Annotated in this window: 16 protein-coding genes; 10 read left to right on the forward strand and 6 right to left on the reverse strand. The window is 34.9% G+C overall.

What is annotated here, in order from left to right:
* Positions 1 to 6 precede the first annotated feature (6 nt).
* The 5 genes from B9N71_RS07160 to aspS all read right to left on the reverse strand — a co-directional run bounded on the left by B9N71_RS07160 (position 7) and on the right by aspS (position 5,396).
* Positions 7 to 1,071, reverse strand: coding sequence for an SEL1-like repeat protein (locus B9N71_RS07160; RefSeq protein ID WP_085165135.1), 1,065 nt, complete (start codon positions 1,069 to 1,071; stop codon positions 7 to 9).
* Positions 1,072 to 1,192: 121 nt separating this feature from the next.
* Positions 1,193 to 2,656 (reverse strand): 4-hydroxy-3-polyprenylbenzoate decarboxylase, encoded by a 1,464-nt coding sequence (gene ubiD, locus B9N71_RS07165; protein WP_085165137.1) that lies wholly within the window; start codon positions 2,654 to 2,656, stop codon positions 1,193 to 1,195.
* 92 nt (positions 2,657 to 2,748) lie between these two features.
* On the reverse strand, positions 2,749 to 3,165 hold the full coding sequence (locus B9N71_RS07170) for a hypothetical protein (protein ID WP_085165139.1): 417 nt from the start codon (positions 3,163 to 3,165) through the stop codon (positions 2,749 to 2,751).
* A gap of 11 nt (positions 3,166 to 3,176) precedes the next feature.
* Positions 3,177 to 3,629, reverse strand: a complete 453-nt coding sequence (gene nudB, locus B9N71_RS07175; protein WP_065590300.1) for a dihydroneopterin triphosphate diphosphatase — start codon at positions 3,627 to 3,629, stop codon at positions 3,177 to 3,179.
* A gap of 9 nt (positions 3,630 to 3,638) precedes the next feature.
* The gene (gene aspS / locus B9N71_RS07180; protein WP_085165141.1) at positions 3,639 to 5,396 is read right to left on the reverse strand and encodes an aspartate--tRNA ligase; all 1,758 of its coding nucleotides are present in this window, start codon (positions 5,394 to 5,396) and stop codon (positions 3,639 to 3,641) included.
* Positions 5,397 to 5,681: 285 nt separating this feature from the next.
* Here aspS and B9N71_RS07185 point away from each other — a divergent pair, with 285 nt between their 5' ends.
* The 10 genes from B9N71_RS07185 to ybaK all read left to right on the forward strand — a co-directional run bounded on the left by B9N71_RS07185 (position 5,682) and on the right by ybaK (position 15,443).
* The gene (locus B9N71_RS07185) at positions 5,682 to 6,227 is read left to right on the forward strand and encodes a cysteine hydrolase family protein (protein WP_065590298.1); all 546 of its coding nucleotides are present in this window, start codon (positions 5,682 to 5,684) and stop codon (positions 6,225 to 6,227) included.
* A gap of 29 nt (positions 6,228 to 6,256) precedes the next feature.
* Positions 6,257 to 7,045 carry a DUF3100 domain-containing protein gene (locus B9N71_RS07190; RefSeq protein WP_085165143.1) on the forward strand — a complete coding sequence of 263 codons (789 nt, stop codon included), beginning with the start codon at positions 6,257 to 6,259 and terminating at the stop codon, positions 7,043 to 7,045.
* A complete protein-coding gene (locus tag B9N71_RS07195; RefSeq protein WP_065560819.1) occupies positions 7,045 to 7,494 on the forward strand; it encodes a hypothetical protein in 450 nt (149 codons plus the stop codon). Before B9N71_RS07190 ends, B9N71_RS07195 begins: the two co-directional genes overlap by 1 nt.
* A gap of 20 nt (positions 7,495 to 7,514) precedes the next feature.
* The gene (locus tag B9N71_RS07200; protein ID WP_085165145.1) at positions 7,515 to 8,834 is read left to right on the forward strand and encodes an amidohydrolase; all 1,320 of its coding nucleotides are present in this window, start codon (positions 7,515 to 7,517) and stop codon (positions 8,832 to 8,834) included.
* An 81-nt stretch (positions 8,835 to 8,915) separates the two neighbouring features.
* Positions 8,916 to 9,689 (forward strand): molybdopterin-synthase adenylyltransferase MoeB, encoded by a 774-nt coding sequence (locus B9N71_RS07205; RefSeq protein WP_085165147.1) that lies wholly within the window; start codon positions 8,916 to 8,918, stop codon positions 9,687 to 9,689.
* Positions 9,686 to 10,642 (forward strand): tRNA dihydrouridine(16) synthase DusC, encoded by a 957-nt coding sequence (gene dusC / locus B9N71_RS07210; protein WP_085165159.1) that lies wholly within the window; start codon positions 9,686 to 9,688, stop codon positions 10,640 to 10,642. The genes B9N71_RS07205 and dusC overlap by 4 nt, the downstream gene beginning before the upstream one ends.
* A gap of 310 nt (positions 10,643 to 10,952) precedes the next feature.
* Positions 10,953 to 11,885, forward strand: a complete 933-nt coding sequence (glyQ, locus tag B9N71_RS07215) for a glycine--tRNA ligase subunit alpha (RefSeq protein WP_034912362.1) — start codon at positions 10,953 to 10,955, stop codon at positions 11,883 to 11,885.
* A gap of 10 nt (positions 11,886 to 11,895) precedes the next feature.
* Positions 11,896 to 13,968: a glycine--tRNA ligase subunit beta gene (glyS, locus tag B9N71_RS07220; RefSeq protein ID WP_085165161.1), complete on the forward strand. Its 2,073-nt coding sequence runs from the start codon at positions 11,896 to 11,898 to the stop codon at positions 13,966 to 13,968.
* Positions 13,969 to 14,041: 73 nt separating this feature from the next.
* A complete protein-coding gene (locus B9N71_RS07225; RefSeq protein ID WP_085165163.1) occupies positions 14,042 to 14,851 on the forward strand; it encodes a hypothetical protein in 810 nt (269 codons plus the stop codon).
* Positions 14,852 to 14,957: 106 nt separating this feature from the next.
* Positions 14,958 to 15,443: a Cys-tRNA(Pro) deacylase gene (ybaK, locus tag B9N71_RS07230; RefSeq protein ID WP_085165165.1), complete on the forward strand. Its 486-nt coding sequence runs from the start codon at positions 14,958 to 14,960 to the stop codon at positions 15,441 to 15,443.
* Between the two features lie 169 nt (positions 15,444 to 15,612).
* On the opposite strand, the gene B9N71_RS07235 is transcribed toward ybaK, so the two are convergent.
* Positions 15,613 to 15,885 carry an HU family DNA-binding protein gene (locus B9N71_RS07235; protein WP_034912351.1) on the reverse strand — a complete coding sequence of 91 codons (273 nt, stop codon included), beginning with the start codon at positions 15,883 to 15,885 and terminating at the stop codon, positions 15,613 to 15,615.
* Positions 15,886 to 16,037: the final 152 nt, after the last annotated feature.

Consider the following 16,037-nt stretch of genomic DNA (forward strand, 5'->3'; position numbering starts at 1 on the left):
CCTTTTTTAATTTTCTGGTAATAATTGTTCTAAATAAGCTTTAGCGTCTTGATCTCCTTGCTCGCTAGCTTTAGTAAACCAATAAATAGCACGATCTTGATCTCTATCCGTGCCTTCGCCTTCTAGATATTTAACACCTAAATTATATTGAGCATCAACACTGCCCTGCTCTGCAGCTTTTAGATACCATTCAACGGCTTTTTCCTCGTCTTTAGGCACTCCTCCACCTACATCATACATCACACCAATATTATATTGAGCATCAGCATTACCAGCTTCAGCGGCTTTAGTGAACCAATATGCCGCTTGAGTATTGTCCGGTTTAGTTCCTGTACCTGTTGCATACATAATAGCTAAATTGTACATCGCTAATACATGGCCATGCTCTGCCGCTTGTGTATAAAAATAGCTAGCTGCCACATAATCTTGGGTTAAACCATCGCCATTTTCAGACATTAATCCCAAATAATATTGCGCTTCTGGAATATTATCTTTAGCTGCTTTACTAAACCAATCAGCTGCCGTCATGCGATCTTCTTTTACACCATCACCAAAAAAATACATAATACCAAGATTTAGATAAGCGTCATAAATACCTTCATTACCAGCCTGTGTAAAATAATCAATCGCAGTCGGTATGTTTTTTTCTACTCCATTCCCTTCTTTGTACATTAAAGCTAAATTATATTTAGCTAATGCATAATTTTGATCTGCCGCTAATTTAAAATATTTAAATGCTTCATTTAAATCAGGTTTAGTACCTAAACCACTTTGGTACATAAATGCTAAATTATTTTGTGCTTTGGCAAGCCCTTGTTCAGCCGCTTTTTTATACCAGAAAAAAGCTCGAACATCACTAACCTCGACACCTAATCCTTGTTTATAAATATTTCCTAATGAGTACTGAGCTTCTGAGTTCCCTTTTTCTGCAGACAAACGTAAAGAAGGGAGCAATGAATCTGACGCTTTAAGCTTTAGTTGAGTATCATCTGATTGCGTCTTATAATTTGTAGCCATTGCACTATAAGAAATAGATAACAATAGTACTAACAATATTTGAATTTTTTTCATATTTTTTAATTATTATAGCAATTTTAATAATTATACATAAATGCAATATAAGGGAATAGTTTTTGTTTAATTCTTATTTGGGCTATTTTATTTATACAATTAATATTGATTAAAGATAATTCTATAAACCTAACTCATCCCAAATTTCGTCAATATGGGCAATGACTTTTGGATCTTTCTTAATTATCTTTCCCCATTCACGATTTGTTTCACCTGTCCATTTATTGGTAGCATCTAAACCCATTTTAGAGCCTAATCCTGATACAGGTGAAGCAAAGTCCAAATAATCGATCGGTGTATTATCAATAAAAGTCGTATCCCGATGAGGATCCATACGTGTCGAAATAGCCCACATTACATCTTTCCAGTCACGTGCATTAATATCATCATCACAGACAATTACAAATTTGGTATACATAAATTGCCTTAAATACGACCAAACTCCCATCATAACTCGTTTAGCATGACCTGGATATTGCTTTTTAATAGTAACAATCGCAATACGGTATGAACATCCTTCTGGCGGTAAATAAAAATCAACAATTTCAGGAAACTGCTTTTGTAAAATTGGAATAAAAACTTCATTCAAAGCAAGTCCCATGATTGCGGGTTCATCTGGTGGTCTACCTGTATAAGTTGAGTGATAAATCGCATCTTTCCGGCGAGTTAAGTGCGTTACGGTAAATACGGAAAATTGCTCAACTTCATTATAATAACCTGTGTGATCACCATACGGACCTTCTGATGCTAACTCATTAGGATCAATATAACCTTCAAGAATTATCTCTGCACTAGCTGGAACTTCTAAATCATTCGATAACGATTTGACTACCTCTGTTCGGCTACCACGTAATAATCCAGAAAAAGCATATTCAGGTAGAGTATCTGGCACTGGTGTCACTGCACCTAAAATGGTGGCTGGATCAGCTCCAATAGCAATACTAACTGGAAATCTTTCGTTTGGGTGTGCTTGTTGCCATTCGGCAAAATCAAGTGCACCACCACGATGTGACAGCCAACGCATGATCAATTTATTTTTTCCTAAAAGTTGCAAGCGATAAATGCCCACATTTTGTCGATCTTTATAAGGACCTTTAGTAATAGTCAGTCCCCAAGATAACAGAGGTGCTACATCTTCGGGCCAGCAATGCATAATAGGTAAACGAGTCAAATCCACCTCATCATCCTTAAAAATCACCTCTTGGCATGGTGCTGAAGAACGATGTTTGACTGGCATATTTAGTACTTGTTTATACTTAGGTAACACATTAAAAAATTGCCGTATGCCCTTAGGCGGTTCGGGTTCACGTAAAAATGCCAATAACTCACCAATTTCACGCAAAGCTGAAGTATCTTCACGCCCCATTCCCATTGCAACACGTTTAGCGGTGCCAAACAAATTACATAAAACAGGCATATCATAACCAATCGGATTTTCGAATAATAAAGCAGGGCCTCCATTACGTAAAACACGATCAGCAATTTCGGTCATTTCGAGATAAGGATTAACAGGAAAAGTAATTTTTTTTAATTCACCTTGTTGTTCAAGATAATCTAAAAAATCTCTAAAATTTGAAAAATTCATTTATTACTACTCCCTGTTACTTAATAGTCTTGAGTTAACCAAATCCTAAAATCATTTTTAATACTTAATACTAATGTAGCTTTGATATTTAACTAATCTGCATCAAAGTTTTCACTATATATAGGTACTTGTTTATTTTGATTACACTCAACAATTTTAGGTAATAAGGCATCAAATTGTTTTTTATCGATTTCAATAAATTTATCTTGATCAACTTGATAAAATAAAAATTGTTCAGATTGATCATCAAATAGAAACGAGGCTATCCAGTCATTTCGATCATCACTATTTTCATTAGCAAATATCTGAATAACACTATTTTCACGTTTTTCAGGTTGATCATGTAATTTATAATCAATTATCTTCTCTGATATTTTAACGTCATACTCATCGAAAATAGTATAATCATTTTGATTAGGTTGGCACTTTTTTATATTTATATCGGCATTACAAGTTTGTACAAAAAAACATAAGCAGGACAACGCAACGGCATATAGGCTTAATTTCATTTTCAAACCTCTTAATTAGATTTAATCAAATTGTGAATATTACCAATAGCTTTACTGTTATTTGGAGATAAAGTAAGATTGATTGCTTCATCAATTGTTAACCATTGATAATCTAAATGCTCAGTAAGTACTGGTATTATCTCATTAATAATAGGCAGATAAAACCAATGTTCTTTATTTAGCTTAACTTCTGGTGCATATTTATGTCTAAATTGCGGGAAAATCTCAAATTCAACGGAATACTTTGCATCAATTAACTCAAGATTTTGCCCTATAATATCAATGCCTGTTTCTTCAAAAACCTCACGAATTGCTGTTTCTCGTGGTAGCTCATTATTTTCCATACTACCTGTTACTGATTGCCAAAAACAAGGGTCGTCTTGGCGCTGTAACATAAGGCAACGGTTTGTTGTCTGGCAGAAAATCACCACCAGAACAGATTCAGGTTTTTTGAATTTTCGCATCAAATATCACTATCTTTTACTTACTTCAATACCAAGTTCAGTCAATGCTGCAATATTGGCTGGGCTTGGAGCATCAGTAAGTAAACAAGTTGCTGCTGTAGTTTTAGGAAACGCTATCACATCGCGAATATTATCCGTTCCAGTTAATAACATACTTAATCGATCTAATCCAAATGCCAATCCTGCATGAGGAGGTGTACCATATTTTAATGCATCAAGTAAAAAGCCAAATTTCTCACGTTGATCATGTTCATTAATACCTAAAATTGAAAAGACGGCTTGTTGCATTTCGCTACGGTGAATACGAACTGATCCACCACCAACCTCATAACCATTGATTACCATATCATAAGCATTTGCAACAGCATTTTCAGGATTATTCAGAAGTTCTTCTGGTGTATAATCTTTTGGTGACGTAAATGGATGATGCATAGCACTTAAACCTTCATCTGTTTCTTCAAACATCGGGAAATCAATAACCCAAAGTACCGCCCATTTACTTTCATCGGTTAAACCTAAATCTTTACCAACTTTTAAACGTAATGCCCCTAACGCATCACTCACTACTTTATAGCTATCGGCACCAAATAATAAAATATCACCATCTTTAGCATTGGCACGATTAAGCAGTGCTTCCATTTGCAATTCATTAAAGAATTTAGCAACTGGGCTTTGTACACCTTCTAACCCTTTGCAACGTTCATTAACTTTAATCCAAGCCATACCTTTTGCGCCGTAAACTGAAATGAATTGCGTATATTCATCAAGTTGTTTACGTGTTAATTGTGCACCGTTTGGAACACAAAGCAATGCAACGCGTCCTTTCGGATCGTTAGCTGGTGTTGAAAACACTTTAAAATCAACATCTTTAACCAAATCAGCCACATCAATAATTTCAAGCGGATTACGCAGATCAGGCTTATCACTTCCAAAGCGACGCATCGCTTCAGCAAAAGTCATAATAGGAAACTTACCTAAATCCACATTTTTCACATGTAACCAAAGCTCACGAATCATCTTCTCCATAACATCACGCACTTGCTCTGCTGTCATAAATGAAGTTTCAACATCGATTTGCGTAAACTCAGGTTGACGATCGGCTCTTAAATCTTCATCGCGAAAACATTTTACAATTTGATAATAACGGTCGAATCCTGACATCATTAGCAATTGTTTAAATAATTGTGGCGATTGTGGCAGCGCATAAAACTCACCTTTATGAATTCGACTTGGAACCAAGTAATCTCGTGCGCCCTCTGGAGTTGCTTTGGTTAACATTGGCGTTTCGATATCTAAAAAACCATGTTCGTTCATAAACGAACGAACAAATGCGGTAATTTTAGCTCGCGTTTTAAAGATCGTTGCCATTTCAGGGCGACGCAAGTCAATATAACGATATTTTAGACGTTGCTCTTCACTGTTGTTTTGATTGAAATCAAGAGGCAATACATCGCTACGGTTAAATATTGTCAATTCAGTTGCCAAAATTTCAACCTCTCCGGTTGCCATATCTTTATTGATTTGACCTTCCGGACGAGCTCTTACTTTGCCTTTAATTTGGATACAAAATTCATTACGAAGTTCACCAGCAAGTTGATATGCTTGTTGATAATCAGGATCAAAAAAAACTTGTACAATACCTTCACGATCACGCATATCGATAAAAATCATACCGCCTAAGTCTCGGCGTTTATTGACCCAACCACATAATGTTACTTCTTGATTAATATAACTTGCATTGAGTTGTCCGCAATAAATTGTTCTCATTAAAATATCCTGTGTACTATTAGCAATAATGATAATTATTATAGAGCAATTTATCAGGGTATAAAGACCATGATTTAAAATAATTTTCATTTAATTTATTTATAGTTAGTTTTTAATAATAAATTTACTTTATAAAAGTTTTTATAAAATAAATTAAATTCAAAAAGATACCAATTAGATCTTAATTTTATAAAAAACATAATCAAATTACTTATTGAAAATAACTTGTCATATCAAATATTTATTAATAAGCTTTAATATTATTTAATAGCCTATTTACTTGATATGAAAGCGTTAATTTCAATTGATTATACAAATGATTTTGTTGCTGATAATGGAGCTTTAACTACAGGCCTAGCTGGTCAAAAAATTGAAGCGGAAATGCTAAACTTAGCAGAATCATTTATAAAAAATAATAATTTTATCGTTTTTGCTATCGATTCTCATGACCCTTCTGATAGATTTCACCCTGAATATTCTCTTTTTCCGCCTCATAATATAATTGGTACTTTAGGACAACAATTATTTGGTAGTTTAGATAACCTTTATCAAAAATATAAAAATACTAATCATATCTATTGGATAAATAAGCGCCACTATTCAGCTTTTTGTGGGACAGATCTTGATTTACGATTACGCGAAAGATGCATCAGTGAAATCCATTTGACAGGAGTTTGTACTGATATTTGCATATTGCACACAGCAGTAGATGCCTATAATTTAGGGTATAAAATATTTATTCATAAAAAGGCAGTAGCCAGCTTTGATCCAATCGGTCATCAATGGGCTTTAAATCATTTTAAAAATACATTAGGGGCAACGATACTTTAAAAATATTTTAAATAAATTAAGGAGTAATAATGAAAGTTTTACGAGATTATAAAGTGCATTTACTTGCACTAGTCGTTGTTTTGGCATGTGAGTTTATCGGTAAGCAGTCTATTTGGATTATCGCTGTGTATCCGATGTTATACGCCATGATCATTGGTGGAATAATAAGTGTTCCCAAATTAAAAATATTAAAACTAAAAAATATGAATAATGCCAGCGCCATCATGATTGTAACTTTGATGTTACTTATTGCCAAGCTTGGCGTTTCTGTCGGTCCTAAGATTGATATGATTCTAAAAGATGCTAAGTTAGCATTAATTTTTCAGGAATTAGGCCATTTTGCTGGTACGATTTTATTGGGTTTGCCACTAGCAATGATATTAGGCATGAAACGTGAAGCTGTAGGTGCAACTTATTCTGTTGCTCGCGAACCGAATATAGCAATTGTTGCAGATAAATATGGATTGGATTCCGCTGAAGGTCGAGGCGTTATGGCGATGTATGTTTGTGGCACACTTTATGGTGCTATTTGGATGAGTATACTAGCCAGTGCGATGGCAAAACTAGATATTCTCCATCCTTATGCTTTAGCCATGGGAGCTGGGGTTGGAAGTGGTAGTATGATGGCGGCATCACTTGCTCCAATAAGTGACCTTTATCCAGAAATGGCTAGTGAAATCAAAGCCTATGCAACAACAGCAAACTTAATGTCGAGTGTTGTTGGTATTTATATTTATACATTATTTTCACTACCGTTTGCCTCTTTCTTATATAACATCTTTTCCCGTTTACGACGTAATAAAGAAGGAGCGCTATAATGAAAAGTTTAGAAACAATATTTTTACTGATCTTAGTTGCCATTATTATGGCTGCTGGTAATACAGTAGGTTACAAAATTGATTTTATGCTGTCATTAGAAGCGTTATCAATTTTAGTTGTTATATCAATTGTTGGTTATTTTGTTGGCAAAATTCCAGTATTAAACAAATTTCCAGTTATTTTATGGGTATCAGTTGTAGCCGCAGTGGCTTCATCACCTATTTTCCCTTTTCATGAACAAGTTGTTTCACTTACTGACAAGGTTTCTTTATTGGCGGTTTGTACCCCAGTGCTTGCTTATGCTGGATTGGCTATTGGTAAAGATTTAGCATTATTTAAAAGTATCTCATGGCGAATTATTCCTGTTTCATTAGCGGTATTTTCAGGCACTTTTATTTTGGCAGCAATCATTGCTCAAATCACCTTGCATTGGGAAGGTGTTATCTAATTTGCACTAGGATTTAATTTATGACAAAAGAAGAACTTAAAAAAAAGGTTTGTAGTGCAATTGCAAACCGTAAAGCCGATATTAAGGCGATTGCTGAATCAATTTGGGTAGAACCTGAACTTGGTTATAAAGAACACAAAACAGCTCAAAAAGTTGAGCAAACTTTTGAAAAACTAGGTATTCCATTTAAAAATAAATTAGCAATAACAGGAGTAAAAGGTCGCCTAAAAGGAGGAAAAGGTAGTAAATATAGCATTGCTGTTATCGGCGAGCTTGATGCTATTATTTGTGCAGATCACCCTGCTGCTGACGAAACATCTGGTGCTGCGCACTGCTGTGGACATAATGCTCAAATTGCAAATATGATGGCAGTAACGATGGGATTAATTGATTCAGGGGCTATGCAATTTTTAGCTGGCGATGTCGTACCATTTGCTGTTCCAGCTGAAGAATATGTTGAAATCACTTATCGAAATCGCTTAATAGAAGAAGGTAAAATTAAATATATTGGTGGCAAACCGGAGTTAATTTCACGTGGCGAGTTTGACGATATTGATATGGCATTACAAATACATTTAACTAGTGTACCTAATGAACGTCAAAATGGTTTTATCGAAATATCAACAACTAGCAATGGTTTTATCGGTAAATTAATTAAATACAAAGGCGAAGCATCACACGCGGCTGCTGCACCACACGCAGGTGTCAACGCCTTAAATGCCGCAATGATGGGAATGATGGGGGTGCATGCTATTCGTGAAACATTTCAAGAAAAAGACTACATTAGATTCCATCCAATTATTACCCAAGGTGGTGATTTAGTAAATGTAGTTCCAAGCGATGTCAGAATGGAAAGCTATGTGCGCGCAGGCAATGTGCCTGCCATGATTGATGCCAATGAACGAATAAATCAAGCATTAAAAGCTGGAGCAATGGCTGTTGGGGCAACGTGTGAAATTAAAGATCTACCAGGTTATTTACCTTTGCAAAACAATCCAACACTTAATGACTTTTTACAAAGTAATGCACAAGATCTAATTGGTGCTGATAATGTTTGGATTGCACCTCATATGACAGGTAGTACGGATACTGGAGATTTATCTCACATTATGCCTGTTAGCCACCCATGGATTGGTTCAGTTCGAGGTGTTTTACATGGTAAAGATTATACGGTATTTGATGAAGAAATGGCTTACATCCGTCCTGCACAAATGATGGCATGTACAATTATTGATTTACTTTATGATGATGCCAAACCTGCACAGAAACTGATGTCAGAATATAAACCACTAATGACCAAAGAGGAATATTTAACCTTTCTATCTGGCTTTGACAAATAATCTTAATAGCTTGGCACATTGTTGTGCCAAGTTTCTGTTATAATGCTTCTTCATAATTAACCACAATAATAATCTTACAATATGCTAGAACTTACAGATCAAGAATTGTTTCGTTATGATAGACAAATCACATTGCGTGATTTCGATATTGATAAACAGCAAATATTGAAAAACAGTTCAGCACTGATCATTGGTTTAGGCGGACTTGGTTGTGCTGCATCACTCTATTTGGCGGCATCAGGTTTAGGAAAATTAATGTTAGTTGATTTTGACACCATATCAAAATCCAACTTAAATCGACAAATCTTATATACCGAAAGCTTTATTAATCAATACAAAGTCGAGGTGGCAAAAGAGGCCTTAACCAATATAAATGCCAATACGTTAATTGAAACAGTAAATCAGCGACTTGATGATAATAAGCTTATTTCACTTATTAAACTACATGATATTGTCATAGACTGTACGGATAACCTAGTGACACGAGAGCAAATTAACCGCTGTTGCTTTCAAGTAAAAAAAACGTTAGTTTCTGGAGCGGCAATCCGTATGGAGGGGTTATTAAGTGTATTTACATACCAACCTAATGAACCCTGTTATCACTGTTTAAGTCGCTTATTTGGTAAAGATCAACTCACTTGTGTTGAGACCGGCGTCATGGCTCCGCTTGTTGGAATGTTTGGTTCCATGCAAGCCTTAGAAGCGATAAAAGTGTTAACTCAATATGGAAAACCATTAATTGGTCGTGTATTAATGACTGATACAATGACAATGGAGTTTAGCCAAGTTAAATTTACCAAACAACCTAATTGTCCCGTTTGTGGTAGTGGTAATACCAATCAGGTTTCTCAATGAAAATTAATCGAATTATTTTAGCTCCTATGGAGGGAGTACTTGATTATCAAGTCAGGCAACTTTTAACTGAAATTAACCAATTTGATTATTGTGTTACAGAATTTATCAGAGTGACCCATCACAAATTATCAAATAGGACTTTCTATCGCCTATGTCCTGAACTTTATAATAATGGAAAAACCGAATCTGGCACGCCAGTTCGTGTCCAAATTTTAGGACAGTCGCCAGAGTGGATGTCTGAAAATGCCGTTAAAGCTATCGAATTAGGTTCTTATGGTATAGATATCAATTTTGGTTGCCCAGCCAAAACTGTAGTTGGCAGCCACGGTGGCGCTTATTTATTACAATATCCAGAGCAGATATTTAATATTATCAGCCAAGTACGACAAGCTATAGGTGCAACAAATAAATTATCAGTCAAAATTCGCTTAGGTTGGGATAATAAATTGCATTGTCACGAAATTGCCAACGCAATTGAACTTGCCGGAGCCAACGAAATAGCAATTCACGGAAGGACCAAAGAAGACGGCTATAAATCCGAAAAAATAGATTGGCAAACAATAGGCCAAATCAAACAGCACTTAAAAATTCCTGTTATTGCTAATGGTGAAATTTTCTCTATTGCAGATGCAAAAAATTGCATAAGCCAAAGCCAAACTAATGACATTATGCTAGGGCGCGGTATTTTAACTATTCCAAACCTAGCTAATATGATACGAACTGAGCAATCAGCATTAAATTGGCAACAAGTGATGGAAATTTTAATTCACTATGCAACATCATCTATTGATAATGCTAAACCGCTTTATCACTCTGCTCGCATCAAACAATGGCTTGCTTACTTAAAACGGCACTATGTTCAAGCGTCAGAAGTATTACAAAACATTAGAACACTCAAATCACAACAAGAAATTTGTCAATTTTTAACAAATGACAATAAAAATAATACATAAATGTCGTGGCTATTTATCCAACAGCTAAATAAGGTACATTACATATTACCAATAAAATATAATCTATTTAGCTGATATTAAAAGATTAATTAATGTTAATCAGAAAAGGTTATATGTGGTTCTACTTTTCCATAAAAAACGTTCAGATAGGGCATTGATTTTATTTAATTTTTTATTTTTAAAGAAAAATCAATCATTTATTCAATATTAGACAGAGCCTGATTAGGCATTTCACAAGTATTGATAAAAAGTATAATATATAGCACTATTTAAATTATCGAAATATCAATTCAACCATAAAGATAACATCATGCAAAAGTTTAATGTCAAAACCTTTCAGGGGTTAATTCTTACGTTACAAGACTACTGGGCTAATCAGGGATGCACTGTGATTCAGCCTTTGGATATGGAAGTCGGTGCGGGAACGTCTCACCCGATGACTTGCCTACGAGCGCTTGGGCCAGAACCTATTAATGCAGCTTATGTTCAACCATCTCGCCGCCCAACCGATGGCCGCTATGGTGAGAATCCAAACAGGCTTCAGCATTATTATCAATTTCAAGTTATCTTAAAACCTTCTCCTGATAATATTCAAGAGCTTTATTTAGGTTCGTTAAAACAATTAGGTCTTGATCCAACTGTTAATGATATCCGTTTTGTTGAAGATAATTGGGAAAACCCAACCCTTGGTGCTTGGGGGCTTGGATGGGAAGTTTGGTTAAATGGTATGGAAGTAACCCAATTTACTTACTTTCAACAAGTTGGTGGGCTTGAATGTAAACCAGTTACTGGTGAAATCACTTATGGACTTGAACGCTTAGCAATGTATATTCAAGGCGTGGATAGTGTTTATGATTTGGTTTGGAGTGATGGTGCATTTGGTAAAACAACTTATGGCGATGTGTTTCATCAAAACGAAGTTGAGCAGTCCACTTATAATTTTGAATATGCAAATGTTGAATTTTTATTTTATTGTTTTGAACAACACGAAAAAGAAGCCAAGTTTTTGCTTGAATTAGAAAAACCACTACCACTACCTGCTTATGAACGCATCTTAAAAGCGGCCCACTGTTTTAATTTACTTGATGCTCGTAAAGCGATTTCAGTAACTGAGCGACAACGTTATATTTTACGCATCAGAACATTAACCAAAATGGTGGCGGAAGCCTATTACGCATCACGTGAAGCACTTGGCTTCCCCATGTGCCAAAATTCACAATCTAACGAAAGTGCATCAAAGTAGGAATTAGAAGATTATGCAAAAAACATTTTTAGTGGAAATTGGTACCGAAGAGTTACCACCCAAATCACTCCGCACGTTAGCAGAAAGCTTTGCGGCTAATTTTATACAACAGCTTGATAATGCCAATTTGGAACATGGTGAGGTGCTTTGGTATGCATCGCCTCGCCGTTTAGCATTAAAAGTTTTAAATTTGAATGATACGCAACCCGATAGCCAAATTGTTAAACGTGGTCCTGCGGTCAGCGCAGCCTTTGATGCCAATGGCAATGCAACTAAAGCTGCTGAAGGTTGGGCTCGTGGTTGTGGTATTACAGTTGATCAGGCTGAGCGTATACAAACTGATAAAGGTGAATGGCTTTCTTATACTCAAAATCAAAAAGGTCAGCCAGTTGTTAATTTGTTATGTGATATGGTTAAAACCGCATTAAGCAAATTACCTATCCCTAAACCAATGCGTTGGGCGGCTCGCCAAGTTGAATTTATTCGTCCATGTCATACTGTCACCATGTTGTATGGGGATGAACTTGTGCCCGGTACGATTTTAGAGATTAAATCAGATCGCATTATTCGTGGCCATCGTTTTATGGGTGAACAAGAGTTCACTATTGATAATGCAGACCAGTATCCTGAAATTTTGGAACAACGTGGTAAGGTAATTGCTGACTACGATAAACGTAAATCTATTATTAAACAACAAGCTGAAGAAGAAGCTGCAAAATTAAATGGTAAAGCAGATTTAACAGATAATTTGCTTGAAGAAGTTTCCTCTCTAGTTGAATGGCCTGTTGTGTTAACTGCTAAATTTGAGGAGCGATTTTTAGAGGTTCCTGCTGAATCATTGGTTTATACCATGAAAGGCGATCAAAAATACTTTCCTGTTTATGATAAACAAGGCAAATTATTACCAAACTTTATTTTTGTGGCTAATATTGAGTCAAAAGATCCACAAGTTGTAATTTCGGGTAATGAGAAAGTGGTTCGCCCTCGCCTTGCCGATGCTGAATTCTTTTATCAAACTGATTTAAAACAACGTTTAGAAGACCGTTTGCCTCGTCTTGAAACAGTTTTATTTCAACAACAGCTTGGAACAGTTAAGGATAAAGCAATTCGCATTGAATCGTTATCTGGCTTTATTGCCGATAAAATTGGGGCTGATGTTGAGCAAGCCAAACGAGCGGGCAAATTAACAAAATGCGATTTAGTGACTAATACTGTTTTTGAATTCCCTGAAACACAAGGTATTATGGGACGTTATTTGGCCCTTAAAGATGGCGAAAGTATTGAAGTTGCAACCGCCATTGAAGAACAATATAAACCGCGTTTTGCTGGTGATGAATTACCAAGTACTGCTGTTTCTTGTTCAGTTTCTATCGCTGAAAAATTGGATACTTTAGCTGGCATTTTTGGTATTGGTCAGCATCCTAAGGGTGATAAAGATCCTTTTGCATTGCGTCGCGCTGCTATTGGTGTTTTACGTATTATTGTTGAAAAGGCACTGCCTTTAGATCTAGTCGAATTAGCCAATTATGCCGCATCATTATATGGCGATAAGCTTAATAATAAAAACGTAGTTGACGATATTGTTAATTTTATGCAGGGTCGTTTCCGAGCTTGGTATCAAGAACAAGGCTTTGCAATTGATACGATTCAAGCAGTTTTAGCACTTAATCCAACTAAACCCGCTGATTTTGATGCACGCGTTAAGGCAGTCACTCACTTTAGAACCTTGCCCGAAGCCTCGTCATTAGCCGAAGCTAATAAGCGTGTGTCAAATATTTTATCTAAAATTGAGGTTACTATTCCTGAGCAGATCAATGCAGCCTTGCTAGAGACAGGCGCAGAAGGTGAATTAGCTAAAAAATTGGCAATTTTAACCGATAAACTTTCACCGTATTTTAGTGAAAGCCGTTATCAAGATGCGTTAATTGAATTATCGTCATTAAAAGAGACGGTAAATACATTTTTTGATTCAGTCATGGTTATGGTTGACAATGAAGTTATTAGACTTAATCGATTAGCGCTTTTGAAAAAGCTACAAAATTTATTCTTAAAAGTTGCGGATATTTCATTATTGCAAGCTTAATTTACGAATTTAATCATTCAAAAATAATAGTGGTAACTAAATCAGTTACCACATATAAGGAACTTACATAGAAATGCAAAAAAAAATCTCTTTTTCTTTAATTTTTATACAAACATGCAATTTTATTCGTAATCGCATTACGCAATTTGTTCTTGTTAGTCTAACGCTAGCTTTAATTCATGCGTTTTTTAATTCTTTCTTTGACAAACAAAATCTAGCTGAACAAATCTATTTTTCACAAAATTTAACTAACTATGTTTTATTCGTGATGTTGACATTACTAATTAGCATTATTTTAAAAGCAATTAGTATAGCAACTATTTCTAACCTTTATATCAGCGATAAACTTAATTTAAATCTATTACTATCTAAAGCGTTATCAAATACATTAAAAATTATTCTTTTTTATCTTATCATTGGAGTCTTTATATTTTTAGTCTCATTTATGTTATCTATAGTACTTATTAGTTTAAATTTGCTTTTACCTAAAGAACTTATTTTTATATTAATTTTTTTAGTACTACTGATTCCAATTCTAATTTTAATTATCTTTTGTAACTTCTTTTTTGCTTCGCTGGTTGAACCTGGTCAAAACAATATTCTTGACTCACTTTCATTAAGCATTCAGTCATCAAAAACCCAGTGGCGCTCAGCTATTTTGATGGTATTAATCTTCCTAGCATTCGTGATGGTTTTTACTCAATTAGCTATTGCGTTCGATAGTGACAATTTTGTCCTTGATACCATCTTCTCTTTCTGTAGTATCTTTTTTGATATTTTTGTTACTAGCTTTTTCTATCGTCTTTATACGCTAGCAAATAGTGCCTCTAACTCAGCAGCACCGTCTACTAGCAATGATGATAAAAATAAAGAAGACCACTAATTAATTCTTTAATTGTTATTCATTTCCTTACCAACTCTATTTTGGTAAGGATATTATCGCTTACCATATACTATTTTGATTTAACTAAATCTATTGGATAAAAGCTATGACTCCAGCAATTGATTTACTTAAAAAGCTAAAAATCAAATTTAATATCCACCAATATAAACACGATCCCAACCAAACTAACTACGGGCAAGAAGCGGTTAATAAACTTGATCCCAGTTTGAATGTTACAGCTACACAGGTATTTAAAACCTTGATTGTAAGTTTAAACGGTAATAATAAGACGTTAGCGGTTTGTGTATTGCCCGTCGATAGACATTTGGATCTTAAAAAAGTCGCAAAAGCACTAAAATGTAAAAAAATAGATTTAGCTGATCCTAATTTAGCTCAAAAGGTAACAGGTTATTTGGTGGGAGGAATTAGTCCACTCGGTCAAAAACAACAACTACCCACACTCATTGATTTAAGTGCAAGTGAGCACACAACAATGTTTGTATCAGGCGGGCGAAGAGGATTAGAAATTGAAATTGCGCCTCAAGATTTGATTGATATATTACAAGCGAAATGGGTTGAAATAACCACTTAAAATTATTAGTAATATAATTTTAATTTGGTTCTAATACTACTTATAAACAAGAAAAAGCGAAAGCAATTTGCCTTAAAATAATGTATTTTTATTGAGTTGATAAGGTCATAAGACTATACCCTATGACCTAATACTTCTATCAATCAAGTTGACAGTAAGAAAAAGCAACTTATTTGATTGCCTCTTTTAAAGTTTTACCTGATACGAATGCTGGTACTTTACTTGCTGCAATTTTAATTTCTTTACCAGTTTTTGGATTACGACCAGTACGAGCTTTACGAGAATTAACTTTAAATGTACCAAAACCAACTAATTGAACTGGCTCACCAGCTTTCAATGATTCAGTAATAGCGGCTAATGTAGCTTCCAATGCCGTTTTTGCAGCTACTTTGGTAATATCAGCTTTGCTAGCAATAGCGTCGACAAGTTCTGTTTTATTCATGGGTATATCCTTACATATTATTTTATTGTTAAAGTTAACATTATAAACGAAGCTAAAACTTAATATTTTAGCGTCGTTACTGTAAACGTTGCTTAGATTACATTGCTGTTAAATGTAGTCTATATTTGTCCAATATTAAAGAAAAATTTAAT

This window comes from Gilliamella bombi (assembly GCF_900103255.1).
GTDB classification, from domain to species: domain Bacteria; phylum Pseudomonadota; class Gammaproteobacteria; order Enterobacterales; family Orbaceae; genus Gilliamella; species Gilliamella bombi.